Source organism: Comamonas sp. (genome assembly GCF_009360615.1).
GTDB lineage: Bacteria > Pseudomonadota > Gammaproteobacteria > Burkholderiales > Burkholderiaceae_C > Comamonas.
The window spans coordinates 1-26,612 of sequence record NZ_SPEY01000104.1; the positions used below are offsets into that span (position 1 = coordinate 1).

Below are 26,612 nucleotides of genomic sequence, written 5' to 3' on the forward strand. Positions count from 1 at the left end.
ACTGCACGCCGCCCTTGTAGGGCACATACACCCATTTGGCACCGGTGATGCGGGCCAGCTCCACGCCGGCCAGATGGGGCGCACTGCCCGATGCGGTGACCGCGAAGTTCAGGTCCTGCTTCTTGGACAGCTCCACCAGTTCCTTGAGATTGCTGGCCTGGACGGAGGGGTGCACCACCAGCATATGGGGTGAATAGGCCAGCATGGCCGCCCCGCGCAGCGCCCTGGAAGGATCGAAACCGAGCTTGGTATAGATGGAGGGAGAGATGGCCAGTGCGCCGAGATCGCAGAGCAGCCAGGTATAGCCGTCGGCCGGTGCACGGGCGACGAATTCAGCGCCCAGGTTGCCGTTCGCACCAGGCTTGTTGTCGATCACCACGGTCTGCTTGAGCTCCTGGGAAACCAGCTGCCCGATGGAGCGCGCAATGATGTCGGAGCTGCCGCCGGGCGGATAGGGAACGACCAGGCGGATGGGCTTGCTGGGCCAGACATCGGCCGCCAGCAAGGAGGACGACAGCAAGCCGCCAGCCGACAGGGCCAGCAGAGAGCGCAGAAAGTGCGAGCGTCGGACCATGGTGAAATGCCTCCTTGTTGTGATCAGTCATCATACAACTAGGCCTTTTTGAACACCAAGAGATTTTTTCTAAGGGTAAGCACGGGTCGCAGCCGTCTACCGGGCTTTAGTTTTCGTCAATTCCACCCGAGAAATACGCGTCAGACTCAATCCTGAAGATCGATTGAAGCTATAAATTTGAAAGCACCAAAAAGTGCTCGGCGCAGCGGGACACCGCGGCCGCCGCATGCTGCGGGGCGGTCCGCCGCGTTTTGCTGCGGTCAGCCTCTTCCATCAGGCGCCCGCCCAGGCCAGGGTTTTGGAATCAGGACTCTGCGCTCAGGCTCAGACGCTGCGCCAGGCGCAAACGCTCCCGCGAGTTGGTCAGATGGATGCGCATGGCGGCGCGGGCCGAATCGGCATCCTGGCGCACGATGGCGGCATAGATTTCCTCGTGCTCGCGGTTCACCCGGCGCAGATAGTCGGGATCGCGTGCCGGCGTATGCATGGAGGAGATGCGATTGCGCGGAATCAGCAGTGTTCCGAAGTGCTGCAGGATGTCCTGAAAATACCGGTTGCCCGTGGCCTGCGCGATGCTCAGATGAAAGGCCAGGTCGTGCTCGACAGTGTCGTGCCCCAGGGCGAAATGATGCTCGAATGCCTGCAGAGCCTCGCTCATGAGCTGCAGATGGGCTTCGCTACGGCGCTGGGCAGCCAGACCGGCAGCCTCGGTTTCCAGACTGATGCGCAACTCCAGCACGGCCAGCACATCGACGGACTCGCTGAGCTCGCGTGCGCTGAGCATGGGGCTTGCACTCTGGCGCGCAGGCAGCACAAACGTGCCGATACCATGGCGGGTCTCGACCAGCCCTGCAGCCTGCAGCTTGGACAATGCCTCGCGCACCACGGTGCGGCTGACGTCATAGCTGCGCACGAGTTCGGACTCGGTAGGCAGCTTGTCCCCCTCCTGCAGCAGGCCCTGGCGGATCTTGTGCTCGAACTCCTCGGACAACAGATTCGCCAGACTGCGGCTGCCCTTGCTGGCCTTGCTGCGCAGCGCGTACCCCTCCGTCAGCGGCAAAGACGGGGTTGATTGGGGTAATTCCGATGTCTGAGTACTCATGAGCCTGATGATAATGGCTTTCAGTTGTATGACAACATACCACGAAGCAGCACTGCTTCCACTCCGGCCGGAGCTTCCTCACTGCATCCGTCATCACCAGATGAACACCTCTCACCAGATTCGCCACATCCGCATCACGCCGATTGCCTTCCGTGATCCGCCGCTGCTCAACGCTGCCGGCATTCACGAGCCCTGGGCGTTGCGCTCCATCATCGAGATCGAGACCGCCTCCGGGCTGGTCGGCATCAACGAGAGCTATGGCGATCAACCCATGCTGGATGCTCTGGCCAAGGCCGCACCGGCCCTGGCCGGGCTCTCGCCCTGGGCCCTCAATGAAATGGAGGCCCGTGTCGCCGCCCTGGTCACACCGGCCAAACTCACAGCCTCGGAATTTCTGGGTCAGCAGGTCTCGCTGGCCCCTGGCACCCATGTCTCCAAGACCGTAGCCAAGGTGGTCAGCGCCTTCGAGGTCGCCATGCTGGACCTGCAGGGCCAGATGGCCCAGGCCCCCATCGTCGACCTGCTGGGCGGCCCCGCACGCGACCGCGTTCCCTACTCAGCCTATCTGTTCTACAAATACGCCGAGCATGTGGGCCAGCCCTATGCACCCGACGCCTGGGGCGAAGCCCTGACGCCGGCCCAGCTCGTGGCCCAGGCCCGGCGCATGATCGACCAGTACGGCTTCCAGAGCATCAAGCTCAAGGCCGGCACGCTGCCACCCGAGCAGGAAGCTGCCGGCATCCTGGCGCTGGCCGAGGCCTTCCCCGGCACACCGCTGCGCATCGACCCGAATGGCAACTGGACCGTGGAAACCAGCCTGAAGATCGTGCAGCAGTTGCGCGGCGTGCTTGAGTACTACGAGGACCCGGCCCCGGGCCTGGACGGCATGGCCGCCGTGGCACGCGAGTGCGACGTGCCACTGGCCACGAATATGGTGGTCACGGACTTTGCCGAGTTCCGCCGCAACGCCGACATGGGCTGCCCCGTGAAGATCGTGCTCAGCGACCACCATTACTGGGGCGGCCTGCGTGCCACACAGCGCCTGTCCACGCTGTGCCGCACCTTCGACCTGGGCCTGTCCATGCACAGCAACTCCCATCTGGGAGTGAGCCTGGTGGCCATGACGCATCTGTGCGCCAGCGTGCCCCTGCTGACCTACGCCTGCGACACCCACTATCCGTGGCAGGACGAGGAAGTCGTCGAAGGCGGCCGGCTGCAGTTCGAGCAGGGCAGCCTGCGCGTGCCCACCACGCCCGGCCTGGGTGTGACGCTGGACCGCGAAGCGCTGGCCCGCCTGCACGACAACTATCTGCACTGCGGCATCCGCAACCGCGACGATCTGGGCCAGATGCGCAAATACGACCCGGAATTCACCGGCAAGCAACCGCGCTTCTGAATTCCCGCCCCTGCACAAAACAGACCGCACAGAGCAAACATTCAGCCCAAGCCGAGCTGGTCCGATCGCACCCCTTCACACAGCGCAAAAAGACGCTTTTCCACCGGAGACAACCACCATGCAACGCCGCACCCTGCTTCAATCCACCCTCGCCGCCAGCGCCCTGCTGCTGGGCGCATCCCTTGCCGCCGCACCGGCCCTGGCACAGGGCAGCTGGCCCACGGGCAAGCCCATCACCTATCTGGTGCCGTTCCCGCCCGGCGGCAATACCGACACCCTGGCGCGCGTGATTGCGCAGCCGCTGAGCAAGGCCCTGGGCACGCCCGTGGTCATCGAGAACAAGGGCGGTGCCGGCGGCAGCGTGGGCTCGGCGCTGGCGGCACGCGCCCCGGCCGACGGCTACACCATTCTGGGCGGCACCATCAGCTCGCACGCCATCAATGTCAGCCTGTACTCCAAGCTGGACTATGACCCCGTCAAGTCCTTCACGCCCGTCGCCATGCTCGGCTCCGGCCCTCTGGTGCTGGTAGTGCCTGCCTCCAGTCCCTACAAGACCCTGGCCGACGTGCTGGCCGGCAGCAAGGCCAAGGCTGCGTCGGGCGGCCTGACCTCGGCCTCTCCGGGCAACGGCACCTCCAACCACATGGCGCTGGAACTGCTGGCCTACCAGACCGGCGTGAAGTTCACCCATGTGCCCTACAAGGGCAGCGGTCCCGCCGTGCAGGATGTCATGGGCGGACAGGTGGACATGATGTTCGACACGGCTCTGGTCGTCGGCCCGCACATCCAGTCCGGCAAGCTGCGCCCCATCGCCGTGAGCAGCTCCAGGCGCCTGGAATCACTGCCCGATGTACCCACGATTGCCGAGGCCGGCGAGAAGGGTTTCGACATGGGCTCCTGGCAGGCCGTTTTCGCCCCTGCGGGCACGCCCAAGCCCATCGTGGACCGCCTGCATGCCGAAATCCTGAAGATCGTCGCCACGCCCGAAGTCCAGGCCAGACTCAAGAACTTCGGCATGCTGCCGTCGAACATGACGACCGTCGAACTGGCCGACTACCAGAAGGCCGAGGTGAGCAAGTGGGCCAAGGTGATCAAGTCTGCTGGAATAAAGGCTGAATAAGTAAAGCCCCCCTGAGCCGCTTCGCGGCTTCCCCCTCTCTAACTTGCTTCGCAAGGGAGGGGGACGACACCATCGCTGCGGGGCGGCCCTTGCTCGGTGTCCCTCGCCTTGGGCTGCGCCGTTTGCTCAGGCTGTGCCGTAGCCGTGCTGGCCCTCTAGAAAATTGAGACATTGCCATGAGTACCCCACTTCCGCTTTCCATCCGCATGCATCCGGCCGACAACGTGGCCATCGTGGCCAATGACGGCGGCCTGCCTGCGGGCACGGTGATGCCCGGGGGGCTGGTGCTGATCGACAAGGTGCCGCAGGCACACAAGGTGGCGCTGGTGGACATTCCCGAAGGCGGCGCGGTGCGCCGCTACAACGTGATCATCGGCTATGCGCTCAAGCCCATCGCCGCCGGCAGCTGGGTGCACGAGCGCTTGCTGCAGATGCCCGAGGCTCGCTCGCTTGAGGGCCTGCCCATCGCCACCGTCAAGCCGCCCGTGCTGGAGCCGCTTGAAGGCTATACCTTCGAGGGCTACCGCAATGCGGACGGCACGGTGGGCACGCGCAACATCCTGGCCATCACCACCACGGTGCAATGCGTGGCCGGAGTACTGGACTTTGCGGTGCGCCGCATCAAGTCCGAGCTGCTGCCCCGATACCCCCGTGTTGACGACGTGGTGGGCCTGGAGCACAGCTATGGCTGCGGCGTGGCCATCGATGCCGTAGGAGCCGAGATCCCGCAGCGCACGCTGCGCAACATCAGCCGCAACCCGAACTTCGGCGGCGAGGTCATGGTGGTCAGCCTGGGCTGCGAAAAGCTGCAGCCCGAGCGCCTGCTGCCGCCGGGCAGCTTTCCCATCGTCGACGAACGCGAACCGGCACTCGATGTGGTCTGCCTGCAGGACGAGGCCCATGTGGGTTTTATGTCCATGATCGACTCCATCCTGCGCCAGGCCGAGCAGCATCTGCGCCGCCTCGACGCCCGCCGCCGCGAAACCGTGCCCGCCAGCGCCCTGGTGGTGGGCGTGCAATGCGGGGGCAGCGACGCATTCAGCGGCGTCACGGCCAACCCGGCCGTGGGCTTTTGCACCGACCTGCTGGTGCGCGCGGGCGCCACCGTGATGTTCAGCGAGGTGACCGAGGTGCGCGACGGCATCGACCAGCTCACCTCACGCGCCGCAAGCCCCGAAGTGGCCGAAGCCATGATCGAGGAAATGGCCTGGTACGATGGCTATCTGGACAAGGGCCGTGTGGACCGCAGCGCCAACACCACACCGGGCAATAAAAAGGGCGGATTGTCGAACATCGTCGAGAAGGCCATGGGCTCCATCGTCAAGAGCGGCACGGCCCCCATCACCGGCGTGCTGTCGCCGGGCCAGCGGCTGGCCGACCGCGGCATCAGCAGCGGACTGATCTATGCGGCCACGCCGGCCAGCGACTTCATCTGCGGCACGCTGCAGCTGGCAGCGGGAATGAACCTGCATGTCTTCACCACGGGCCGCGGCACGCCTTATGGTCTGGCACAGGTTCCGGTGATCAAGGTGGCCACGCGCAGCGACCTGGCGCGACGCTGGCACGATCTGATGGATATCAACGCCGGACGCATTGCCGACGGCGAGGCCACGATCGAAGACATAGGCTGGGAAATGTTCAGGCTGATGCTCGATGTCGCCAGCGGCCGCAAAAAGACCTGGGCCGAGCATTGGCAGCTGCATAACGCGCTGGTGCTGTTCAACCCGGCTCCGGTGACCTGAATCCGTACGGTACCCGCACCTCGAAAGCGCTCTCGAATCCAGAGCGCTTTGCGAAGCCACCATTCGGGCTCAAACAGAATCACCAGGAACGCTGCCATGGCAGCGTTTCTGGTTTGCGCATGGCCCCTCAGGTCCGCATGGAGCCCGTCTTCAGATAGCGCTGGTGCCAGGCATAGGCTTCATCCAGCAGATGCGGCGTGTGCTTGCCCGGTGCATCGCGCAGCGCGCGCTCCAGATACTCGCTCATCGCCACCTTGTAGTCGGGGTGCACGCATTTCTCGATGATCAGACGTGCGCGCTGCACCGGTGCCAGGCCGCGCAGATCGGCCAGACCCTGCTCGGTCACGATGACCTGCACGTCGTGCTCGGTGTGATCGACATGGGAGACCATGGGCACGATGCAGCTGATCTTGCCGTCCTTGGCCGTGGAAGGTGTCATGAAGATCGACAGATAGGCGTTGCGCGCAAAGTCGCCGCTGCCGCCAATACCGTTCATGATGGACGAGCCCATGATGTGCGTGCTGTTGACGTTGCCGTACATATCGGCCTCGATCAGCGCATTCATCGAAATCAAACCCATGCGGCGGATCAGCTCCGGGTGGTTCGAGATCTCCTGCGGCCGCAGCATGATGCGCTGGCGGTAGTAGTCGATACGGGCCAGAAAGCGCTCCATGGCCGCAGGGCTCAGCGCCAGCGAGGTGGTCGATGCGGTATCGAGCTTGCCCGACTCCAGCATGTCCAGCATGCCGTCCTGCAGCACCTCGGTATAGGCGTTCAGATGGTCGAACGGGCCGTTGTTCAGCCCCGCCAGCACGGCGTTGGCGATATTGCCAACGCCCGACTGCAGCGGCAGCAGATCGGGCGGCAGGCGGCCCACTTTCACCTCGTGCTGCAGAAAGTCGATGATGTGCTCGGCAATGCGCATGGAGCCCTCATCGGGCGCCGTGAATGGGGCCAGCCTGTCGCGCTGGGCCGTGGGTACCACGGCAATCACCTTGCTCGGGTCGCAATGCAGATAGGGCTCGCCAATCCGGTCGAACGGGTGCTCCATGGGGATGGGCTTGCGCCTGGGCGGCACGGCCGCGCCGTAGTAGATATCGTGCATGCCTTCGAGCTCGGCGGGCTGGGCGCTGTTGACTTCGAGAATGACTTTGTCGGCTTGCTCCAGCCAGGTCTTGTTGTTACCCACCGAGGTCGATGGAATCAGGCGGCCATCGGGCAAAATGCCCGCCACCTCGATCACCGCCACGTCAAGATGACCGAGGAAGCCGAACCATACATGCTGCGCCACATGCGAGAGGTGGATGTCCACATACTGCATGCGCCCCTCGTTGATCTCCTTGCGCACCGTGGGATCGCTCTGGTAGGGCAGGCGGCGCTCGATGCCATGCACCCTGGCCAGGGCCCCGTCCAGCTCGGCCGAGGTTGACGCCCCCGTCCACAGACTGATGCGGAAATTGCCGCCATTGGCGTTCTGGGCTTCGATGCGGCGCGCCAATGCCTGGGGCACGGCCTTGGGCGCGCCGGCCGGGGTGAAGCCGCTCATGCCCAGTGTCATGCCGGATTGAATCAGGCCGGCGGCCTGGTCCGCCGTCATGATGCGTTCGCGCAAGACAGGGCACAGCACGCGATCCGCAGGAGAAGCGTTGGTGAAAGAGTTCTGCATGAAATATGTCTCGCCCTGCCAGCCTCCGGGGAGAGGAATGGCATTTTTTTGTGTTTTTAGAGTTGCATTTTGATTGATGCAGACCCGGATTGAACTACGACACCCGGAGCGCCGACAAGCGTAGTTGACTAGAGAAAACCCCGATGCACTTTCCTGAAAGCAAGCAAAGAAATGGAGTCCTTCTTCAAAAAGTGAGCATCCAGGACGCAGCGGAACAGGCATCAAAACCAGAAGCCGCAGAAAACCGTGACTGTGGCAAAGTACGCGGAGTCCGCTCGGGGGTTGCAAAATAACTGCCGGTCCTCATTGCCAGCAGACATAGGCTGACAAACCTTCGAAGTTTCAGCCGCCAGAATTTCATCCATGGCTATAGATACCTCCGGCTGGCAGCACAAGCTGCAACGCCTCGCCCAGCCCTTGCAGCCGCTGATCGACTCCGTGCAGCTATGGCTGCGGGCCGACGGTCTGCGCATGAGTGCGGCCATGTCCTTCTACGGCATGCTGAGCCTGGCCCCCCTGTTGCTGGCCGTGGTGGGTCTGCTGGGCTGGTGGCTCGATCGCGGCTACGTGGAGAACACCCTGATCAGCCAGATACAGGGCGTGGTCGGGGAGCGCGCTGCACAGGTCGTCAGAAGCGCGCTGGCCAGCGCCCAGAACGCCCATCAGGGCTCGCTCGCTTCCGTGCTCGGTCTGGTGATGATGCTCTCGGGCGCCACCGGCGTGTTTGTGGAGCTGCAGGCTTCGCTGGACAAGCTCTGGTCCATGGGCGAGGAATCGCCCCCCCAGCAGGACAGACCCTGGTGGAGCATGGCCATCTCGCGACTGTGGGGGCTGAGCTATGTCGTGGGCCTGGGCTTTCTGCTGCTGGTGTCCATGGTGCTTTCAACCGCCATCCAGATGATCACCAAATGGGCCAACGACGAACTGCAGCTTGTACCGCTGGGTCCGCTGATGGGGTTGATCAACGAAAGCCTGTCCTTCGGTATAGCGGTGCTGCTGTTCTGGGGCCTGATGCGCATGGGGAGCGGCAGCAAGCCCGCCACCAGATACCTGCTGCTGGGTTCGCTGACGGGAGCCGCCCTGTTCACCATCGGCAAGCAGGCCCTGGCCTGGTATCTGTCCACTGCCGCCGTGGTCTCGGCCTATGGGGCGGCAGGCTCGCTGGTGGTGGTGCTGATGTGGTTTTATTTCACCTCGGCCATCCTGCTGTTCTCGGCCGCCACGGCCAAGGCCTGCAGCAAGTCCCAGGTCCAGCTAGGCATGCCGTTTGCCGCGCGCAAGCCATCCGGCGCCAGGACCATGGATCTGCAGCGCCTGCCCGAAAACGCAGGGGAGAACATCTAGGCCGAGCACAGCACCCAGGGGTGACAGGAGCTTGGCGCTGTCTGCTGCGTGACGCAAAAATGCAAAAGGCCTGCGGTTGCAGGCCTTTTCCGGGATCAAGACGGAATTACTTTTCCACGAAGGCTCGCTCGATGACGAAGTCGCCGGGCGTGGTGGTGTTGCCTTCCTTGAAGCCGCGCTTTTCAAGCAGTTCCTTGAGTTCGGACAGCATGGCGGGGCTGCCGCACAGCATGACGCGATCGGTCTCGGGGTTCAGATCGGGCAGACCCAGATTCTGCGGGAAGGTGCCGTTGTTGATCTGGGCCGAGATACGGCCCTGGTTGCGGAAGGGCTCGCGTGTCACGGTGGGATAGTAATGCAGCTTGCCCTTGACGATATCGCCGAGGAATTCATGCTCGGGCAATTCCTTCTCGAACAGCTCCTGATAGGCCAGCTCCTGCACCTGACGCACGCCATGCACGACGACCACATTGTCGAAACGCTCATAGGTCTCGGGGTCGCGCGCAACGGCCAGCCAGGGAGCCAGGCCCGTGCCCGTGCCGATCAGATACAGATTCTTGCCGGGCAGCAGATAGTCGATCAGCAGCGTGCCCGTGGGCTTCTTGCCCACGATGATGGTGTCACCCACCTGGATGTTCTGCAGCTTGGAAGTCAGAGGGCCCTCGGGCACCTTGATGGACAGGAACTCCAGATGCTCCTCATAGTTGGGGCTGGCGATGGAGTAGGCGCGCAGCAGGTTCTTGCCATCCACCTTGAGGCCGATCATGGTGAAGTGGCCGTTGGAAAAGCGCAGCGATGTGTCGCGGGTGGTGGTAAAGGAGAAAAGACGGTCGGTCCAGTGGTGGACGGACAGCACGCGTTCTTCAAGAAAAGCACTCATGATTCGTCTGAGATAAAAATTCTAAGCAGAAAACCTGCGCGGCAAATGCTGGGCGGTGGCGGAGCACTGCAGGTCAGGGCTGCTAGCGCGTTGGCTGCCGGTTGCCAAGCGGGACAAGACCTATATTGTCCGGCAATTGCACGGAAACGTGTGCATCAGCCATCAATGTCTTGAGATCGAATAGTGATAAGCAGAATGAAGCGATCCCGCACCGTCGGTTCGACAAAAAACTGTCCCACCCTTCTTGACTCAGGGAAAACGCTGCTCTACGATCTGCCACCATGCGCTTGGAACAAGCGCTTTATTTGTCTATATAAATGCTCAACTTGAGCATTAGTGGTGACGGCGAGCCGGTGTCCTGACCATGATCGCCCACCCAGCACCGAGGAGAATGGCAATGCTGCTGCGCTGGTCCCTGCCCCTGCTGACACTGGCCGCCCTGCCCGCATGGGCACAGGGCGTGATCAAGATTGGCGAAATCAACAGCTACAAGGCGCAGCCCGCGTTTCTGGAACCCTACAAAAAGGGCATGGAACTGGCGGTGGAGCAGGTCAATGCCGCAGGCGGCATTGCCGGCAAGAAGCTGCAGCTCATCGTGCGCGACGACAACGCCACACCGGGCGATGCCGTGCGTGCTGCGGAAGAGCTCTACACACGTGAAAAAATCGATGTGCTCACGGGCAGCTTTCTCTCGCATGTGGGCCTGGCGCTGACCGACTATGCAAAGCAGAAGAAGCGCTTCTTCCTCGCGTCCGAGCCGCTGACCGACAAGATCGTCTGGGCCGACGGCAATCACTACACCTATCGTCTGCGCGGCTCCACCTACATGCAGACCGCGATGCTGGTGGAGGAAGCGCTCAAGCTCAACAAGCAACGCTGGGCCATTGTCTACCCCAACTACGAGTACGGCCAATCCGCGGTCGCCACCTTCAAGACACTGATGAAGGCCAGGCAGCCCGGCATCGAGTTTGTGGCCGAGCAAGCCCCGGCCCTGGGAAAGATCGACGCCGGCTCGGTCGTGCAGGCGCTGGCTGATGCCAAGCCCGACGCCATCTTCAACGTGCTGTTCGCCACCGACCTCGGCAAGTTCGTGCGCGAGGGCAATACACGCGGCCTGTTCAAGGGCCGCGAAGTCGTGGGCCTGCTGACGGCCGAGCCCGAATACCTGGACCCGCTCAAGAAGGAAGCACCTATCGGCTGGACCGTGACCGGTTACCCCTGGTATTCCATCAACACCCCCGAGCACACCGCCTTCCTCAAGGCCTATCAGGCCAGGTTCAAGGACTACCCGCGCCTGGGCACCATCGTGGGCTACAACGCCATCCAGTCGATTGCTGCGGGCCTGCGCAAGACCAAGGGCGACCCCGACACCGAGAAGCTGATCGCGGCCTTCAAGGGCCTGGAGGTCGCCACGCCCTTCGGCCCCATCACCTACCGCGCGCAGGACAACCAGTCCACCATGGGGGCCTATATCGGCAAGACCGCCTATGACGAGAAACTGGGGCGTGGCGTACTGGTCCACTATCGCTATGCGGACGGCAAGAACTACCAGCCCACGGACGAAGAAGTGAAGAAGCTGCGTCCCGCGATGGCGAACTGATTTCGCTTCGGCGAAAATGCCCAGCCACCTGCACTGCAGCAGGTGGCTTTTTCATCTCCGAAAACACTATGTCGAGCTTCAGGAGCTACGCAGCATGAGTGCATCCGGCCTGCTGGCCCAGTTGCTCAACGGACTGGCCAGCGCATCGTCGCTGTTTCTGGTTTCCGTCGGTCTGTCACTGATCTTCGGTGTCACCCGCACCATCAACTTCGCCCATGGTTCGTTCTATATGCTGGGTGCCTTCACCGCCTACAGCAGCGTGGACCGGCTCTCGCCCCTGATCGGATTCTGGCCCGCGCTGCTGCTGGCCCCGCTGGCCTGTGGCGCACTCGGGGCGCTGACCGAGGCACTGCTTCTGCGCCGCGTCTACAAGGCACCCGAGCTGTTCCAGCTGCTGGCCACGTTCGCGCTGGTACTGGTCATCAAGGATGCAGCGCTGTGGCTGTGGGGCCCCGAGGAGCTGTTCGGCCCGCGTGCCACAGGGCTTGAGGGCTCGGTGGAGATTCTGGGCCGCCAGTTCCCCACCTACGATCTGTTCCTGATGGCTGTCGGTCCCTGCGTGCTCCTGGGCCTGACGCTGCTGCTGAACCGGACCCGCTTTGGCACCCTGGTGCGCGCCGCCACGCAGGACCGCGAAATGGTGGGCGCGCTGGGCGTCAACCAGGCCTGGCTGTTCACCGCCGTCTTCGCGCTGGGCACGCTGCTGGCAGGCCTGGGCGGCGCGCTGCAGCTGCCGCGCGAGCCCGCCAGTCTGGAGATGGACATGCTCACCATCGGCGCCGCGTTTGTGGTGGTCGTGGTCGGCGGCATGGGCAGCATACCGGGCGCCTTCATGGCCGCGTTGCTGGTGGCGGAGCTCAAGGCCGTCTGCATCTGGCTGGGCGTGCAGGAGATCTGGGGCTTCGAGCTGTCGTTCTCCAAGCTCACGCTGGTGGTGGAGTTCCTGGTCATGGCCGTGGTGCTCATCTGGCGGCCCTGGGGACTGCTGGGCAGGCCCCAGACACTGGCGCGCAGTGCAGGCGAGCCCGAGCAACCGCTACGTCCTGCTGGCCGTGGAGCGGCCGCCGCATGGCTGGGCCTGCTGACCCTGCTGGTGCTGCTGCCGCTGATGGCAAGCGGCACCGAAGGCGGCAGCTACGCCACCGTGCTGCTGGCCGACATCTTTGTGGCCGCGCTGTTCGCCGGCAGTCTGCACTTCATCCTCGGGCCCGGCGGCATGCACTCCTTCGGCCATGCGGCCTACTTCGGCCTGGGTGCCTACGGCGCGGCCCTGCTGGTGCGAGCCCTGGAGCTGCCCATGGAAGCAGCGCTGTTGCTCGGCCCCCTGGTCGCCGCTGCGGGCGCCCTGCTCTACGGCTGGTTCTGCGTGCGGCTGTCGGGCGTCTACCTGACCATGCTGACGCTGGCGTTTGCACAGATCAGCTGGGCCATCGTCTTTCAGTGGGATGACTTCACGGGCGGCAGCAACGGCCTGACGGGCGTCTGGCCCCCCGAATGGGCATCGCAGGGCCCGGTGTTCTACTGGCTGGTTCTGGGCCTCTGCGCGCTGGGCATCTATCTGTTGCGCCGCCTGCTGTTTTCTCCTCTGGGCTATGCGCTGCGCGCATCGCGCGATTCGGCCCTGCGGGCCGATGCGATCGGTATCGACGTGCGCCGCGTGCAGTGGACGGCGTTCGTGATCGCCGGGCTGTTCGCCGGCCTGGCCGGTGCGCTGTTTGCCTTCAGCAAGGGCGGCGTGGCGCCCGACGCCCTGTCGGTCACCAAGTCGGTGGATGCGCTGGTCATGGTGCTGCTGGGCGGCGTGCAGACGCTGGCCGGCCCCCTGGTGGGCGCAGCCGCCTTCACCTGGCTGCACGACACCGTGGCGCGCAACACCGAATACTGGCGCGCGTTGATGGGCACGATCATGCTGATCCTGGTGCTGCTGGCACCGCAAGGCATTGCCGGCTACGCGCAATGGCTGTGGTCGCGCGCGCACGGCATGTACTCCAAGGACAAGACAGGAGCCCGAACATGAACCTGCTGCAGGTCCAGGGCATCAGCAAGGCCTTTGGCGGCGTGAAGGCCGTGCAGCAGGTCTCGTTCGGCCTTCAGGCGGGCGAGCTGCTGGCCCTGATCGGCCCCAACGGCGCTGGCAAGAGCACCACCTTCAATATGGTCGGTGGCCAGTTGCCGCCCGACAGCGGCCAGGTGCTGCTCAATGGCCAGTCCATCACCGGCCTGCCGCCGCGCACCATCTGGCGCAAGGGCGTGGGACGCACCTTCCAGATCGCACAGACTTTTGCCTCGCTCAGCGTGGTGGAAAACGTGCAGATGGCTTTGCTGTCGGCCGATCGCAGGATCTTCAGCGGGTGGCCGCGTGCCGCCAGCCACCGGCGTTCCGACGCACTGGCCCTGCTGGAACAGGTGGGTATGGCGGCGCAGGCCGATCGCCCCTGCAGCGCTCTGGCCTACGGCGATGTGAAACGCGTGGAGCTGGCCATGGCGCTGGCCCATGATCCTCTGCTGCTGCTCATGGACGAACCCACGGCCGGCATGGCCCCGGGCGAGCGTATCGCGCTGATGCAGTTGACGCGCCAGCTTGCGCAGCAGCGCCGCATGGGCGTGCTGTTCACCGAGCACAGCATGGACGTGGTCTTCGGGCTGGCCGACCGTGTGGCCGTTCTGGTGCGCGGCCGGCTGCTGGCCGAAGGCAGGCCGCAAGCCATTCGCGACGACGAGCGAGTGCAGCAGGCCTACCTGGGCACGGGTCTGGTTCTGGATAAGCGATGACCCTTGCTGAGCCTCAACGCGCCTTCCTCCCTCCTGGCTGCGCACGGCAGGGGAACGGCGCGCTCGCCGCATGGCCTCTCTTGCGCAGAGTCACTGAGCAAAGCCACACCCTTTTCACGCGCAGCGAACGCCCCTCGCCACCTCGGATCCTGCCATGCAAAAACATAGCAACCAGCAATTGATGGATAAGGGCCAGGGCCCGATATTGCTTGATGTCCAGAATCTCAACGCCTGGTACGGCGCGGCCCATATCCTGCATCAGGTATCGCTGACCGTGGGGCGCGGCGAGGTCGTGGCGCTGATGGGCCGCAATGGCGCAGGCAAGTCCACCACGCTCAAGAGCATTGCCGCCCTGGTGCCGCGCCGAGAGGGATTCATCCGATTCATGGGAGAGGCGATCGAGAAAAAGGCCTCGCACCAGATCGCGCAGCGCGGCCTGGGCTATGTACCCGAGGACCGCCGCATCTTTACCGAACTGACGGTGCGGGAGAACCTCGAGGTCGGCAGGCAGAAGCCGCGGCGCTGGCCCGATGGCGCAGCCATGCCGCACTGGACGCCCGAAAAACTGTTTGCGCTCTTCCCCAACCTGGGGGAGATGCCCGACCGTCTGGGCGGGCGCATGAGCGGTGGCGAACAGCAAATGCTGAGCGTGGCCCGCACGCTGATGGGCCAACCCTGTCTGGTGCTGCTGGACGAGCCCTCCGAGGGGGTTGCCCCGCTGATCGTCGAGCAGATGGCGCGCACGATTCTCGAACTCAAGGCTCAGGGCATCGGCATCCTGCTCAGCGAGCAGAACCTGCCGTTTGCCGAGGTCGTGGCCGACCGGGCCTATGTGCTGGAGAAGGGCCAGATCGTCCACGCAGCCCGCATGGCTGAACTGGCAGGCGACCAGGCCGCACGCCAGCAGTATCTGGGTGTCTAGAGCGCAGGTCTGCCGCCAGGACAGCAAGCACGTGAGCGGGCGCAAACCGGATGAGCGCAGCCGCCTGCGTGCCGCTGCAATCGCCGGCCCTGCTGCGCCCTGGCCCAGGCCAGGGCCCGCTCGCGCTGCGGGGTCGGGAGGGAGCGGCGACAGGCAACGGGCCTGAGCACGCAGGGCCTCCCGGAAAAAGTCCGGCGAGTCCTGCACCACGGCATCCGCCTGCCCCGGGGCGCTCGGACGGCGCGCACCAGATGACAGGCGCTCTGCGTGCCCTGGCGAAAGATCAGATCGCCCGGCGCAGACTGTGCCGACAATGACAGCATTGCACAGGCAGGGCGCTTACAGCAGGCCCAGACCGCCCTCACAGCGGTACTTTTCAGATGCCCGCTTCCTCGTACAGATGGAAGCCCCCGCGGCGACGGCTTCCATCCCGGCGGTGAACCGCCCCCCCTGAGCTTGGTGGCCTGATCTTCTCGGGACACCGTTCGCTCCAGCACCGCGGCCTCGAGCACGTCCCCACGGAAATTGATCGGCTACCGGCCGCAGGCCATGATCCGGGCCAGCGTTGTCGCGACGCCTGCCCACCCTTGAAGATGTTCTGTGCAGTGGTCAAACGCACGCATGCGCGGACATCGCCTTCGGCAATCCGTCGGCAGGCGCTATGGATCCGCTTATCCCGGCATTGTTGCAGGGAGACCCTGGCACAGGCCCGCAGCCTCAATGCCAGGGGCAGCGAGAAGGAAAGATGCAGACGGCCGCAGCAGCAAAGGCAAGCAGAAGCAGACACCCACCGGGTATTGCACACGCACGGCAGGCCCCTGCGTCGTCGCCAGCGATGCCTGGCGTTCTCTCGGCACGCAGGCTTATTCGACCACCACCGGACTGAACTCCGGTGGCGCACCGAAGTGGGTGCGCGGCGACGGCGGCTGCGCACCATCAATGTCCTGCACGCCATACTCGCGGGCCAGTTCGGCCGTGTAGAACACGCCGCCGGAACGCCTTTCCAGACAGTCCGCATCGCCATGCAAGGCCAGCACCACCCGGCCGATGAATTGCGGCGTTTCGGCGCTGTCGAAGCTGTCGCCGTACTTGTCGGGTTCGGCCGCACAGACGCGTTCGGAGCGTTCGGTTTTGACCAGCCCTGGCCAGAGCGAGACCACGCTCACGCCGGCAGGCTTGAAGTCGTGGGCCATGTCGAAGCTCATCTTGTCCGTGCCGGCCTTGCCCGCGCCATAGGCCGGCCCATGCATATAGCAGCGGCTGCCTGCCGACGAGATATTGACCACCAGGCCGCGTGCCGCGATCAGCAGGCCGGCCGCGCAATGGCTGGCCACGTAGGTGGAGCGCAGCCCCACATCGAGCAGCCCGGTCATCTCCAGCGGCTTCTGCCAGAAGGGGCCGGGAACGGTCAGCGCATCGGCAATCGCAATCGCACAATTGACCAGAATGTCGAGCCGGCCATGCTCGCGGCGCACGCGCTCGAACAGCGCTGCCACCTGGGCATCGTCGCCATGGTCGCAGGCCACGGCTATGCCGTTGCCCCCGGCTGCCGTCACATCGGCAGCCGTCCTGCCTACCGTGCCGGGCAGCGGCGAGTCACCCTCCTTCACGCTGCGCCCCGTCATGTAGACGGTTGCCCCCGCGGCCCCCAGCGCCATCGCCACCCCCCGGCCCACGCCACGGCTGGCTCCCGTCACCACACATACCAAAGCCTGATTCATGCCGTTCCCCTGTTTCATGAAGCAGCATGAATCTGAACCAGACGACGGTGCCCGGCAACGTCCGATAAGACTAGGTGTTGCGCTGCATGCGCTGCTGGGCCCAGACGTGGCGGGCCAGTGTCTGCTGCGCCAGGTGGAGCACGGGCGCATCCACCATGCGGCCATCCAGAACGCAGACACCGCCGCCGGCCTCGGCCAGTGCCTGGCGCAGGCGCTGCGCGTGGGCCACGGCGGCTGCGTCGGGGTCGAAGGCGGCGTGCAGCGGCTTCACCTGGGCCGGGTGGATGCACAGCTTGCCGCCAAAGCCCATGCGCCGCGCGCGTGCCGCGTCCCGGGCCAGCCGCTCGGGGTTGCGCGTGTCCACGGTCACGCCGTCCACGGCCGCGCCAATGCCGGCGCGGCGCGAGGCCAGGACCAGGGCCATGCGCATGGGCAGCAGCTCCTCCTCGCCCGGGCCGCAAGCCATGCCCGCATCGACCTGGAAGTCCAGGTGGCCGAAGGCCAGACGCACCACCTGGGGCGCGGCGGCCAGGGCATCGGCCGCGTCCAGGCCGGCCACGCTTTCGATCAGGGGCAGCACGGCCGCCCGTGTGCCCGCAGCCCGGGCCACTGCATGCAGGGTCTGGGCACTCTCGGCCTTGGAGACCACGGCACCGGCCACGCCCCTCTCTACCAGTTGCGCCAGCGCGTGCAGGTCCTCGGCATGCCAGGGTGTGCCTTCGGCGTTGATGCGCACCAGCAGGCGTGCGCGCTCCGCGCCTTCCAGTGCTTGCACGGCCTGGGCCAGCCCCTGGCGCGCGCCCTCCTTGTCGGCCGGGGCCACGGCGTCTTCCCAGTCGGCGATGACCATATCGGCACCGCTGCCCATGGCCTTGCCAAGGCGCTCGGGGCGCGTGGCAGGAACGAAGAGAAAGGAGGTAGCCTGTCGCGCCAGATCGTGCATGCGGATGTCCTTGCGGGAGTACTTATTCGGCCGAGACGCCGGCCGCCTTGATGACCTTGTTCCAGCGCGAGACTTCGGCCTGCAGATGGGTGCGCAGGCCTTCGGGCGTGGCCTTCTCGGGGGAGACCAGGTCGGAGCTGAGTTCGGCGATGCGCTTCTTGACGTTCTCGTCCCTGATGGCCACGTTCAGCGCCTTGTTGATGGCCATGACCACGTCCTGGGGCGTGCCCTTGGGCGCATACATGCCGTGCCAGACCTTGACGTCGAAGCCCTTGAGGCCTTGCTCGTCCAGCGTGGGAATGTTGGGCAGGGACGACAGACGCTTGGGCGTGGTCACGCCGAAGACCTTGGCGCGCTGACCGTCCTTGATCACGGGCACGGTCTGCGTGGTCTGGTCGCACAACAGGTCCACCTGGCCGCCCATGAGGTCGTTCATGGCAAGACCCGCGCCCTTGTAGGGCACGGTGGTGAGCTTGACGCCCGCCTGGTGCATGAACAGCATGCCGCACAGCTGGGAGACGGCGCCAATGCCGGCATTGGCCAGAGAGACCTTGTCCTGGTTCTTCCTCACGTAGTCCAGCAGCTCGCCGAAGCTGCTGGCCGGGAAGTCCTTGCGCGACAGCAGGGTCATGGGGACGTCCAGCACCTGGCCGATGTACTCGAAATCCTTGAGCGGGTCATAGGGCAGCTTTTTGTACAGCGAGGGCGCAGTGGCCATGCCCATGTGGTGGATGAGGATGGTGTAGCCGTCGGCCTTGGCCTTGGCCACGCGATTGGGCGCTATGGTGCCGCCCGCTCCCACGGTGTTCTCGACCAGTACGCTCTGGCCCAGCACCTGCCCCATGGGAATCGCCAGCAGCCGCGCCACCACGTCGGTGGGGCCGCCCGCGCTGTAGGGTACGACAAGGACGACGGGCTTCTCGGGCCAGACCGCAGCCACGGCGCCGGTGCTCGTCCCTCCCGCGGCAAGGGCGCAGGCGGCGGCCGCTGCCTGAAAAAGGCGGCGGCGAAAAGGGTTTGTGCTTTGCATGGTTTGTCTCCTGTGCACTTGGGTGGAAGCGGGAGGCGCTCTGTGACGGCACCTTTCCCGTGGGTCCGCCGGCCGGGACCGGCGGTAAAACTCGGTCTCGGTCTCAGTCCAGCAGGCGCTGCACGCGCGGCCATCGCGCGACCTGCCACAACCGCTGCACGGCCGCCTGTGCGAGGTCGTCCTGGAGCACCCCGCCATAGGCAATCAGCCGCAGCGCCTTGGCCGTGATTTCCTCGCGCGACAGCGTGTTGCCGGGATCGCCCTTGGGCTCCTCCACGCGGCCGTGCAGCGTGCGGCCATCGATGGTCTGCACGGTGACCTTGCCGATCCAGCGCCGGGGATAGGCCGCGTCGACCTCGGCATCGAGTTCCATGCTCACCCTGTCGCGCAGCGCCACGGTTTCCTGTGCCAGATAGTCGCGGTCGAACTCCGTCAGCCCCGCATGACCGTGACGCGCCGCCAGCGCCAGCACCGTGCCCATGGAGAACTTGCTCTGGTGCACGGTGCTCGGCCTGACCACGGGGCCCAGCACATCGATGGCGCCCTGGTGCACGTGGCAGGTGACCTGCGCCAGGTCGGCGGGAGTCAGGCCCTGCACCTGCATGACCTGCAGCAGCGCATCGGCGGCCGGATGTGTGTGGCGGCATGAGGCATGCCATTTGAACGAGGTCTCTGCCGTGGCCCAGCGCGTGCCCAGGCCGTCGGTCAGCCTGGACGGATCGGCGTCCGTGGACATGCCTGCCGCCAGGCCCTGCGGCCCCGTGAAGATGTCCTGCGCGCCCGTGAAACCGTCCCGGGCCAGATAGGCCGACATCAGGCCCGCAGCGGCCGCATGCGCCGTGTGCAGCTGCTTGCTGTCGGCGGCGGTGCGCAGGAACTCCCACAGCCCTGCCGACTGCGTGCCGGCCGAACCGAAGGCATGCTGCATCTGCGCGGGCGTGAGGCCCAGCAGCCGGCCCACGGCGGCAGCCGCTGCCAGCGTGCCGGCCGTGGCCGTGGTGTGGAAGATGCGATAGTGGCTGCGGCCCAGGAACTCGCCCACCCGGATGCCGACCTCATAGCCGGCCACGCAGGCCTGCATGAGCTCGACGCCGCTGGCACCGATGCTCTGTGCCACCGCCAGCGCGGGTGGAAAGACCACGGCCGCCGGGTGGAAGACCGAGCCGTTATGCACATCGTCCTGCTCGGCCACATGCGAGGCTGCGGCATTGGCCAGGGCCGCCATCATGGGCGAGGTGGTGTCGGCACTGCCCAGGATCTCGCAGGGCCCCGCTGCCGGTCCCTGGGACAGAGCAAAGCGCGTGATGCTCTGCACGGGGCGCGCGTTCTGGCCGGCGAGAGCGGAGCCGAACCAGTCCACCCACAGGTCCTCGGCGCGGCGCTGCACCTGCAGCGGGACATTCTCCCAGCACAATGTGGCCGCGAACCGGGCCAGCGGATGAATGCTCACTTGGGTCTCGTTCTTCATGGAATCACTCCCGCGCAGGTGGTGCGCACAGCTTTCACAGAGTTGCTTCTTCGGCGTACAGAGCGCGGATGCGCTCGGCCGACCAGCCCAGCTTGGCCAGGATGGCCTCGCTGTGCTCGCCCACGGCGGGCACCGCCTCCATGCGGTAGTCAAAGGCACTGTTGACGCCAGGCGGCAGCAGCGCCTGCACGGGTCCGGCCGGCGTGTCCACGCTGCACCAGCGCTGGCGGGCGGCCAGTTGGGGGTGGTTCCACAGGCCCGCCATGTCGTTGACGCGCGCATTGGCGATGCCGGCCGCATCCAGCCGCCGCACGACCTGGGCGGCATCCATCGCCTTGAACACGTCCAGGATCAGCGCGCGCAGTTCCTCACGGTGGGCGTTGCGCTGCGCATTGCTGTCAAAGCGAGCATCCACGGCCAGCGCGGGCTGCAGCAGCACGTGTTCGCAAAAGAGCTTCCATTCGCGCTCGTTCTGCAGGCCCAGCATCACCGTTCCGCCATCACCCACGTCCTTGCCCGCCTCGAAGGGGCCATAGGGGTAGATGCTGGCATGCGATGCACCCGTGCGCGGCGGCGGCGGCGCGCCGTCCCAGGCGTAGTACATGGGGTAACCCATCCACTCGCCCAGCGCCTCCAGCATGGACACGTCGATGTGGCTGCCCTCGCCCGTGCGGCCGCGCAGCAGCAGGGCCGAAAGAATATTGGTGTAGGCGTACATCCCGGCCGCGATGTCGGCAACCGAGATGCCGGCCTTGGACGGCGCCTCGGGCGTGCCCGTGACCGAGAGAAAGCCCGCCTCGCTCTGGATCAGCAGGTCGTAGGCCTTCTTGTCGCGGTAGGGACCGTCGGCACCGTAGCCGCTGATGTCGCAGACGATGAGCCTGGGGTTGTGGGCCTTCAGCACCTCCCAGGACAGCCCCATGCGCGCGGCCGCGCCGGGCGCCAGGTTCTGCACCAGCACGTCAGCGCCTTCGAGCAGCTGCATCAGCGCCTCGAGTGCGTCGGGCCGCTTGAGATCGAGCGCCAGGCTTTGCTTGCTGCGGTTGATCCAGGTGAAGTGCGAGGATTGGCCGTTGACGCGCTGGTCGTAGCCGCGCGCGAAATCGCCATTTCCCGGACGCTCCACCTTGATCACGCGCGCCCCCAGATCGGCGAGCTGGCGCGTGCAGAACGGTGCTGCCACCGCATGTTCCAGCGAGACGACGGTGATGCCGTCCAGTGGACGAAGATTTTGTTTTTTCATCTTGAAAATCCATTGCGCTTCCGCGCTGCCTGTGCAACTGGCGCGGCCAAAGACCAGGGGCACCGAGGAACGACCGCCCCGCGCCGAGGGTGTCGTCCCCCTTGGGGGGCGCCGTGCAACGGGAAGGCGCGTAGCGACTCGGGGGGTACTTCACGTCAGAAGGAACGGGGCAGCCCGAGAATGTGCTCGGCCACATAGGAATAGATCAGGTTGGTGGAGATCGGCGCCACCTGATAGAGGCGCGTCTCGCGGAACTTGCGCTCCACGTCGTACTCGCAGGCAAAGCCGAAGCCGCCGTGGAACTGGATGCAGGCATTGGCGGCCTCCCAGCTGGCCTTGGCCGCCAGATACTTGGCCATATTGGCCTGAGCGCCCATGGACTCGTGCGCGTCGAAAAGTTCGCAGGCCTTCCAGCGCATGAGGTTGGCGGCCTCGACCTCGATGAAGGCATCGGCAATCGGGAACTGCACGCCCTGGTTCTGGCCGATGGGGCGGCCGAACACCTGGCGGTCGCGCACATAGTTGGTCACGCGGTCCAGGAACCAGTAACCGTCGCCTATGCACTCGGCGGCGATCAGCGTGCGCTCGGCATTGAGGCCGTCCAGGATGTACTTGAAGCCCTTGCCTTCCTCGCCGATCAGGTTCTCCTCGGGAATCTCCAGATCCTCGAAGAACAGCTCGTTGGTCTCGTGGTTGACCATATTGAGGATGGGGCGCACGGTCATGCCCTTCTTCTCGGCCTCGCGCAGATCGACCATGAAGATGGACATGCCCTCGCTTTTCTTCTTCACTTCTGCCAGCGGTGTGGTGCGCGCCAGCAGGATCATGAAGTCGCTGTGCTGGATGCGGCTGATCCAGACCTTCTGACCATTGATCACATAGCGCCCATCCTTCTTCACGGCGCTGGTCTTGATCTTGGTGGTGTCCGTGCCCGTGGTGGGCTCTGTGACACCCATGGACTGCAGCCGCCATTCGCCCGAGGCGATACGCGGCAGGTAATTCTCCTTCTGCGCCTGCGATCCATGGCGCAGCAGTGTGCCCATGTTGTACATCTGGCCGTGGCAGGCGCCCGAGTTGCCGCCGCAGCGGTTGATCTCCTCCATGATGACGCTGGCCTCGGTCAGGCCCAGGCCGCTGCCGCCGTACTCCTGCGGAATCAGCGCGGCCAGCCAGCCTGCGTTCGTGAGCGCGTTGACGAAGGCTTCGGGGTAGACGCGCTGCTCGTCGATCTTGCGGAAATACTCGTCGGGAAACTCCGCACACAGCGCACGAATGGCATCGCGGATCTCGTGGTGGTTATTGGAGCTGGTGTATTCGATCATTTCAAGCCTTTTTGACCTCAAACGCTTACCCATAAAGCGTTATCAGCTATGGTTTTCTTGATTCTTCAGGACACCGTGGCCGTAGCCTGCATGGTGAGAAAGCCGTCGTGGTCCCGCGCCCACAGGTCGACGGTCCTGCCGTCCTCGCGCGGCTTGCCGTGCACGCTGAAAGGGTGAAGGTCGAAGGTCGGCCGCAAGGCCTTGAAGTCGAACGTGACCACCTTGGCGCCCTGCAGCTTGCGGCGTAGCAGATCGAGCAGCAGCGTGGCAATCAGCGGGCCATGCACGATCAGGCCCGGGTAGCCCTCGACCTGGGTCACGTACTGGCGGTCGTAGTGGATGCGGTGGCCGTTGAAGGTCAGCGCCGAGTAGCGAAACAGCAAGATGTCGTCGGGCACGATGGTGCGCGACCATGCAGCCTGACCAGCGAGCGGCGGCTGCTGCGGTGGCGCCACCGGATCGCCGGGCCTGGCGGCAGCCCGGTAGACGATGTCGTGCTCTTCGACCAGCGCCAGACCGTCCTGGTTCGAGAACCGGTGCTCCACCAGCACAAACAGCAGCTCGCCCGAGCGCCCAGTCTTGTGCTGCACGCTGCGGATGGTGGAGACGCGCTGCACCTGCTGTCCCAGGCGCAGCGGATTGTCTGTCTCCCAGCGCAGCCGTCCACCCGCCCACATGCGGCGCGGCAGCGGCACGGGCGGCAGGAAGCCGCCGCGCCGGGGATGCCCGTCGGGGCCGATCTCGCTCTGGCGCGCATGCGGCAGGAAATACAGCCAGTGCCATAGCGCAGGCACGGCTGAGCCATCCTCAGGCGCGGGGTCGTCACGGTCCAGCGTGGCCGACAGCGCCCGCAAAGGAGCGGCGGTGACGAGGTCGAGCGCGGTTTCGCTTTTGCTCTGCCAAGACTGAAGATGCGCCAGCTTGGCGCCGTCGATGATTGCAGGTTGCGGCTCTGTCATGGCTGCCATGGTCCAGGCAGCGACGCCGTCAGGCAAGCCGCGTTTTTGAAAGCATGTCTTCAGCGCTGCCTAAGGGCGTGACAACCCGTGGTGCGCAACAGCGGCTTTCACGCTGACGAAGTCCGTCCTCGGGATTGGCAAATGGCGTCCGCGCCGGTTTGCCGGCATGCTGGGCTCATCTCTCACAACAACAGCAAAGGACGAGAAGCCATGGCCCAGAAGATGATGCAAGACAAGGTCGTAGTGGTGACCGGCGCCGGAGGCGGCATCGGTCGAGATATTGCCTTGGCCATGGCGGCGTCGGGAGCCAGAGTGGTGGTCAACGACATCGGCACATCCACCACCGGCGAAGGCACCGACGCCGGTCCGGCTCAGAACGTGGTCGACGAGATCAAGGCCGCAGGCGGCCAGGCCGTTGCCAGTAGCGACAGCGTCTCTGAAGCGGCCAGTGCCAGCCGCATCGTGCAATGCGCGGTGGACAGCTTTGGCCGCATCGATGGCGTCGTCAACAACGCCGGCATTCTGCGCGACCGCTTCTTCCACAGGATGAGCCTGGAGGAGTGGGACGCCGTCATCAAGGTTCATCTCTACGGCAGCTACTTCATGAGCCGCGCCGCCGCCAACCACTTCAAGGAACAGGAAAGCGGCGCCCTGGTCCACATGACTTCCACCTCCGGCCTGATCGGCAACCTGGGCCAGGCGAACTACAGCGCTGCCAAGCTGGGCCTGACCGCCCTGTCCAAATCCATTGCGTTGGACATGGCCAAGTTCAATGTGCGCTCCAACTGCATCGCTCCCTTTGCCTGGAGCCGCATGATCGGCTCCATTCCCACCGATACCCCCGAGCAGCAGGCGCGCGTGGCCAAGATTCAGCAGATGACGCCCAACAAGATCGCGCCGCTGGCGGTCTATCTGCTGTCCGACCAGGCCAGCGATGTGAACGCCCAGGTCTTTGCCGTGCGCAACAACGAACTGTTTCTGATGAGCCAGCCACGTCCGCTGCGCTCGGTGCATCGCAGCGAAGGCTGGACACCCGAGTTCATTGCCGAGCACGGTATGCCCGCGCTCAAGGCCTCGTTTGTATCCATGGATCGCTCGGCCGACGTGTTCAGCTGGGATCCTGTTTGACCAGCCACACCCCCTGAGCGGCTGCGCCGCTTCCCCCTCTCTCACGCTGCGCGTGGGATGGGGACGACACCGGCGCGGCGGGGCGGCCCTTGCGCGGTGTCCCTGGCGAAAGAGGCCCCATGCGCGGCAGGGCAGAGCTGCCCCGGCTTGCCTTTACTCCCTCGCCCGCTTGCGAGAGAGGACCTCCACAGCGAATCACACCGAGGAGCCTGTACATGGCCATTGACTACCACCACCTCAAGGCGCGCCACTTCGAGCCCGTGCGCCAGCAGTACAGCACACGCGACAGCATGTTGTATGCGCTCAGCCTGGGTCTGGGCAACGACCCGCTGGATCACAGCGCCCTGAGCTATGTGTATGAGGGCAAGGACGGCCAGGGCCTGCTCACCCTGCCTTCTCAGGCCGTGGTGCTGGGTTACCCCGGCTTCTGGGCGCGCGAGCCAGACACCGGCATCGACTGGGTCAGGCTGCTGCATGGTGAACAGCGCATGCGGCTGCACCGACCGCTGCCAGCTGCCGCTCAGGTCGTGGGCCACAACAGGGTCACCCATCTGACAGACAAGGGCGAAGGCAAGGGCTGCATCATGGTGACGGAGCGCCGCCTGGAAACCACCGACGGCACGCTGCTGGCCACCGTACAGCAGGTATCTTTTCTGCGCGGTGATGGCGGCTTCAGCCAGACCGGACAGCCCACGGACACCCCGCTGCCCGCGCTGCAAGCCACACCGGAAGACAACGCACCGCACTTCACGGACATCCAGGCAACCCGCCCCGAGGCCGCGCTGCTCTACCGCCTCTGCGGTGACTACAACCCTCTGCATGCAGACCCCGCAGTCGCCACGGCCGCAGGCTTTGAGCGTCCCATTCTTCATGGTCTGGCCAGCTATGGCTTGGTCACCCGCGCCCTGCTGCGCCAGTGTGCGGGCGGCGATGCCTCACGCTTTCGGGCACTGGACATCCGTTTTGCCTCACCGGTCTTTCCCGGCGAAACCCTGGTCACCGAAATCTGGCGTGTGCCTGGCAGCCAGACGCATTACCAGTTGCGTGCCAAGGTGCAGGAACGCGACAAGCTGGTGCTCAGCCATGGTTTTGCGGAGCTGACGTGTCCCCCTTAGGCGCGTTGAGCCTTCCCCGCATCGCGGCGCTCGCGGGCAGGGGATGCGGGGCGACGCTTGTACGCAGCTCTGACCTGGGTCATGCCGGTTCAGGGCTTTGCACCACCGGTTTGTCTCCCTCTGCCGAGAAGATGCGTGAGGAACTGCCCAGCCTGCACATTCCGTTCTTTTCCTCTCTTTGACTGGTACCAACCATGAACACTCCTGCCGTATGGACCGCCGTGGAAAACGGTGTGGGAACCATTAGCCTCAACCGCCCCGAAGCACGCAACGCCCTGAGCCTGGAAATGCGCGACGGTCTGGCCCGGGCCGTGGTCCAGATGCGCGACGACGCCAATGTGCACACCGTGATTCTCACCGGCGCCGGCGGCGCCTTCTGTTCAGGCGGCGACATCGGTCTGATGATGAACAGTCGGCAAGACGGCGTGGCTCACCGGGAGCGTATGCGCGCCTTGCACCAATGGTTTGCCGAGCTGGTGAACATGGAAAAGCCGGTGATTGCCGCCGTCGATGGCGCGGCCTTTGGTGCCGGACTGAGCCTGGCCCTGGCTGCCGACTTTGTGCT

General features: G+C 65.1%; 22 protein-coding genes. 11 read left to right on the forward strand and 11 right to left on the reverse strand.

Annotated features, from left to right (window positions below; genetic code table 11):
* On the reverse strand, window positions 1-574 hold a 574-nt coding region (locus E2583_RS22415), incomplete at its 3' end, for a tripartite tricarboxylate transporter substrate binding protein (RefSeq protein ID WP_291598813.1).
* 304 nt (window positions 575-878) lie between these two features.
* Complete coding sequence (locus E2583_RS22420; RefSeq protein ID WP_291598858.1) at window positions 879-1,634, reverse strand: FadR/GntR family transcriptional regulator; 756 nt, start codon at window positions 1,632-1,634, stop codon at window positions 879-881.
* A 142-nt stretch (window positions 1,635-1,776) separates the two neighbouring features.
* On the opposite strand from E2583_RS22420, the gene E2583_RS22425 reads away from it, so the two are divergent.
* From E2583_RS22425 to garD, 3 genes are all read left to right on the forward strand, one after another.
* A complete protein-coding gene (locus E2583_RS22425; RefSeq protein WP_291598815.1) occupies window positions 1,777-3,072 on the forward strand; it encodes a glucarate dehydratase family protein in 1,296 nt (431 codons plus the stop codon).
* Window positions 3,073-3,190: 118 nt separating this feature from the next.
* Entirely contained in the window at window positions 3,191-4,192 is a 1,002-nt protein-coding gene (locus tag E2583_RS22430; RefSeq protein ID WP_291598816.1) for a tripartite tricarboxylate transporter substrate binding protein, read from the forward strand.
* A gap of 176 nt (window positions 4,193-4,368) precedes the next feature.
* Window positions 4,369-5,934: a galactarate dehydratase gene (gene garD / locus E2583_RS22435; RefSeq protein WP_291598818.1), complete on the forward strand. Its 1,566-nt coding sequence runs from the start codon at window positions 4,369-4,371 to the stop codon at window positions 5,932-5,934.
* Window positions 5,935-6,061: 127 nt separating this feature from the next.
* Here garD and E2583_RS22440 read toward each other — a convergent pair whose 3' ends face one another.
* Entirely contained in the window at window positions 6,062-7,600 is a 1,539-nt protein-coding gene (locus E2583_RS22440) for an acetyl-CoA hydrolase/transferase family protein (RefSeq protein WP_291598821.1), read from the reverse strand.
* 363 nt (window positions 7,601-7,963) lie between these two features.
* Here E2583_RS22440 and E2583_RS22445 point away from each other — a divergent pair, with 363 nt between their 5' ends.
* Entirely contained in the window at window positions 7,964-8,944 is a 981-nt protein-coding gene (locus tag E2583_RS22445; protein ID WP_291598823.1) for a YihY/virulence factor BrkB family protein, read from the forward strand.
* A gap of 106 nt (window positions 8,945-9,050) precedes the next feature.
* On the opposite strand, the gene E2583_RS22450 is transcribed toward E2583_RS22445, so the two are convergent.
* The gene (locus E2583_RS22450) at window positions 9,051-9,824 is read right to left on the reverse strand and encodes a ferredoxin--NADP reductase (RefSeq protein ID WP_003059561.1); all 774 of its coding nucleotides are present in this window, start codon (window positions 9,822-9,824) and stop codon (window positions 9,051-9,053) included.
* Between the two features lie 397 nt (window positions 9,825-10,221).
* Between E2583_RS22450 and E2583_RS22455 the strand changes: the two genes are divergently transcribed.
* The 4 genes from E2583_RS22455 to E2583_RS22470 all read left to right on the forward strand — a co-directional run bounded on the left by E2583_RS22455 (window position 10,222) and on the right by E2583_RS22470 (window position 15,118).
* The gene (locus tag E2583_RS22455; protein WP_291598831.1) at window positions 10,222-11,424 is read left to right on the forward strand and encodes an ABC transporter substrate-binding protein; all 1,203 of its coding nucleotides are present in this window, start codon (window positions 10,222-10,224) and stop codon (window positions 11,422-11,424) included.
* Between the two features lie 94 nt (window positions 11,425-11,518).
* Complete coding sequence (locus E2583_RS22460) at window positions 11,519-13,441, forward strand: ABC transporter permease (RefSeq protein ID WP_291598832.1); 1,923 nt, start codon at window positions 11,519-11,521, stop codon at window positions 13,439-13,441.
* Window positions 13,438-14,196 (forward strand): ABC transporter ATP-binding protein, encoded by a 759-nt coding sequence (locus E2583_RS22465; protein WP_291598834.1) that lies wholly within the window; start codon window positions 13,438-13,440, stop codon window positions 14,194-14,196. Before E2583_RS22460 ends, E2583_RS22465 begins: the two co-directional genes overlap by 4 nt.
* Window positions 14,197-14,350: 154 nt before the next feature.
* Window positions 14,351-15,118: an ABC transporter ATP-binding protein gene (locus tag E2583_RS22470; RefSeq protein WP_291598836.1), complete on the forward strand. Its 768-nt coding sequence runs from the start codon at window positions 14,351-14,353 to the stop codon at window positions 15,116-15,118.
* 863 nt (window positions 15,119-15,981) lie between these two features.
* Here E2583_RS22470 and E2583_RS22475 read toward each other — a convergent pair.
* The 7 genes from E2583_RS22475 to E2583_RS22505 form a co-directional block, all read right to left on the reverse strand.
* Window positions 15,982-16,839 (reverse strand): SDR family NAD(P)-dependent oxidoreductase, encoded by an 858-nt coding sequence (locus tag E2583_RS22475; RefSeq protein ID WP_291598838.1) that lies wholly within the window; start codon window positions 16,837-16,839, stop codon window positions 15,982-15,984.
* A 70-nt stretch (window positions 16,840-16,909) separates the two neighbouring features.
* The gene (locus E2583_RS22480; protein ID WP_291598840.1) at window positions 16,910-17,782 is read right to left on the reverse strand and encodes a CoA ester lyase; all 873 of its coding nucleotides are present in this window, start codon (window positions 17,780-17,782) and stop codon (window positions 16,910-16,912) included.
* Between the two features lie 22 nt (window positions 17,783-17,804).
* Complete coding sequence (locus E2583_RS22485) at window positions 17,805-18,812, reverse strand: tripartite tricarboxylate transporter substrate-binding protein (RefSeq protein WP_291598842.1); 1,008 nt, start codon at window positions 18,810-18,812, stop codon at window positions 17,805-17,807.
* A gap of 103 nt (window positions 18,813-18,915) precedes the next feature.
* Window positions 18,916-20,280 carry an MmgE/PrpD family protein gene (locus E2583_RS22490; RefSeq protein WP_291598844.1) on the reverse strand — a complete coding sequence of 455 codons (1,365 nt, stop codon included), beginning with the start codon at window positions 20,278-20,280 and terminating at the stop codon, window positions 18,916-18,918.
* A 34-nt stretch (window positions 20,281-20,314) separates the two neighbouring features.
* Window positions 20,315-21,523, reverse strand: coding sequence for a CaiB/BaiF CoA-transferase family protein (locus E2583_RS22495; RefSeq protein WP_291598846.1), 1,209 nt, complete (start codon window positions 21,521-21,523; stop codon window positions 20,315-20,317).
* A 155-nt stretch (window positions 21,524-21,678) separates the two neighbouring features.
* Complete coding sequence (locus E2583_RS22500; protein WP_291598848.1) at window positions 21,679-22,845, reverse strand: acyl-CoA dehydrogenase family protein; 1,167 nt, start codon at window positions 22,843-22,845, stop codon at window positions 21,679-21,681.
* Window positions 22,846-22,910: 65 nt separating this feature from the next.
* Entirely contained in the window at window positions 22,911-23,813 is a 903-nt protein-coding gene (locus tag E2583_RS22505; protein WP_291598850.1) for a MaoC family dehydratase N-terminal domain-containing protein, read from the reverse strand.
* A 201-nt stretch (window positions 23,814-24,014) separates the two neighbouring features.
* On the opposite strand from E2583_RS22505, the gene E2583_RS22510 reads away from it, so the two are divergent.
* The 3 genes from E2583_RS22510 to E2583_RS22520 form a co-directional block, all read left to right on the forward strand.
* The gene (locus E2583_RS22510) at window positions 24,015-24,932 is read left to right on the forward strand and encodes an SDR family NAD(P)-dependent oxidoreductase (protein WP_291598852.1); all 918 of its coding nucleotides are present in this window, start codon (window positions 24,015-24,017) and stop codon (window positions 24,930-24,932) included.
* Between the two features lie 215 nt (window positions 24,933-25,147).
* On the forward strand, window positions 25,148-26,047 hold the full coding sequence (locus tag E2583_RS22515) for a MaoC/PaaZ C-terminal domain-containing protein (RefSeq protein ID WP_291598854.1): 900 nt from the start codon (window positions 25,148-25,150) through the stop codon (window positions 26,045-26,047).
* A gap of 194 nt (window positions 26,048-26,241) precedes the next feature.
* On the forward strand, window positions 26,242-26,612 hold a 371-nt coding region (locus tag E2583_RS22520; RefSeq protein WP_291598856.1), incomplete at its 3' end, for an enoyl-CoA hydratase/isomerase family protein.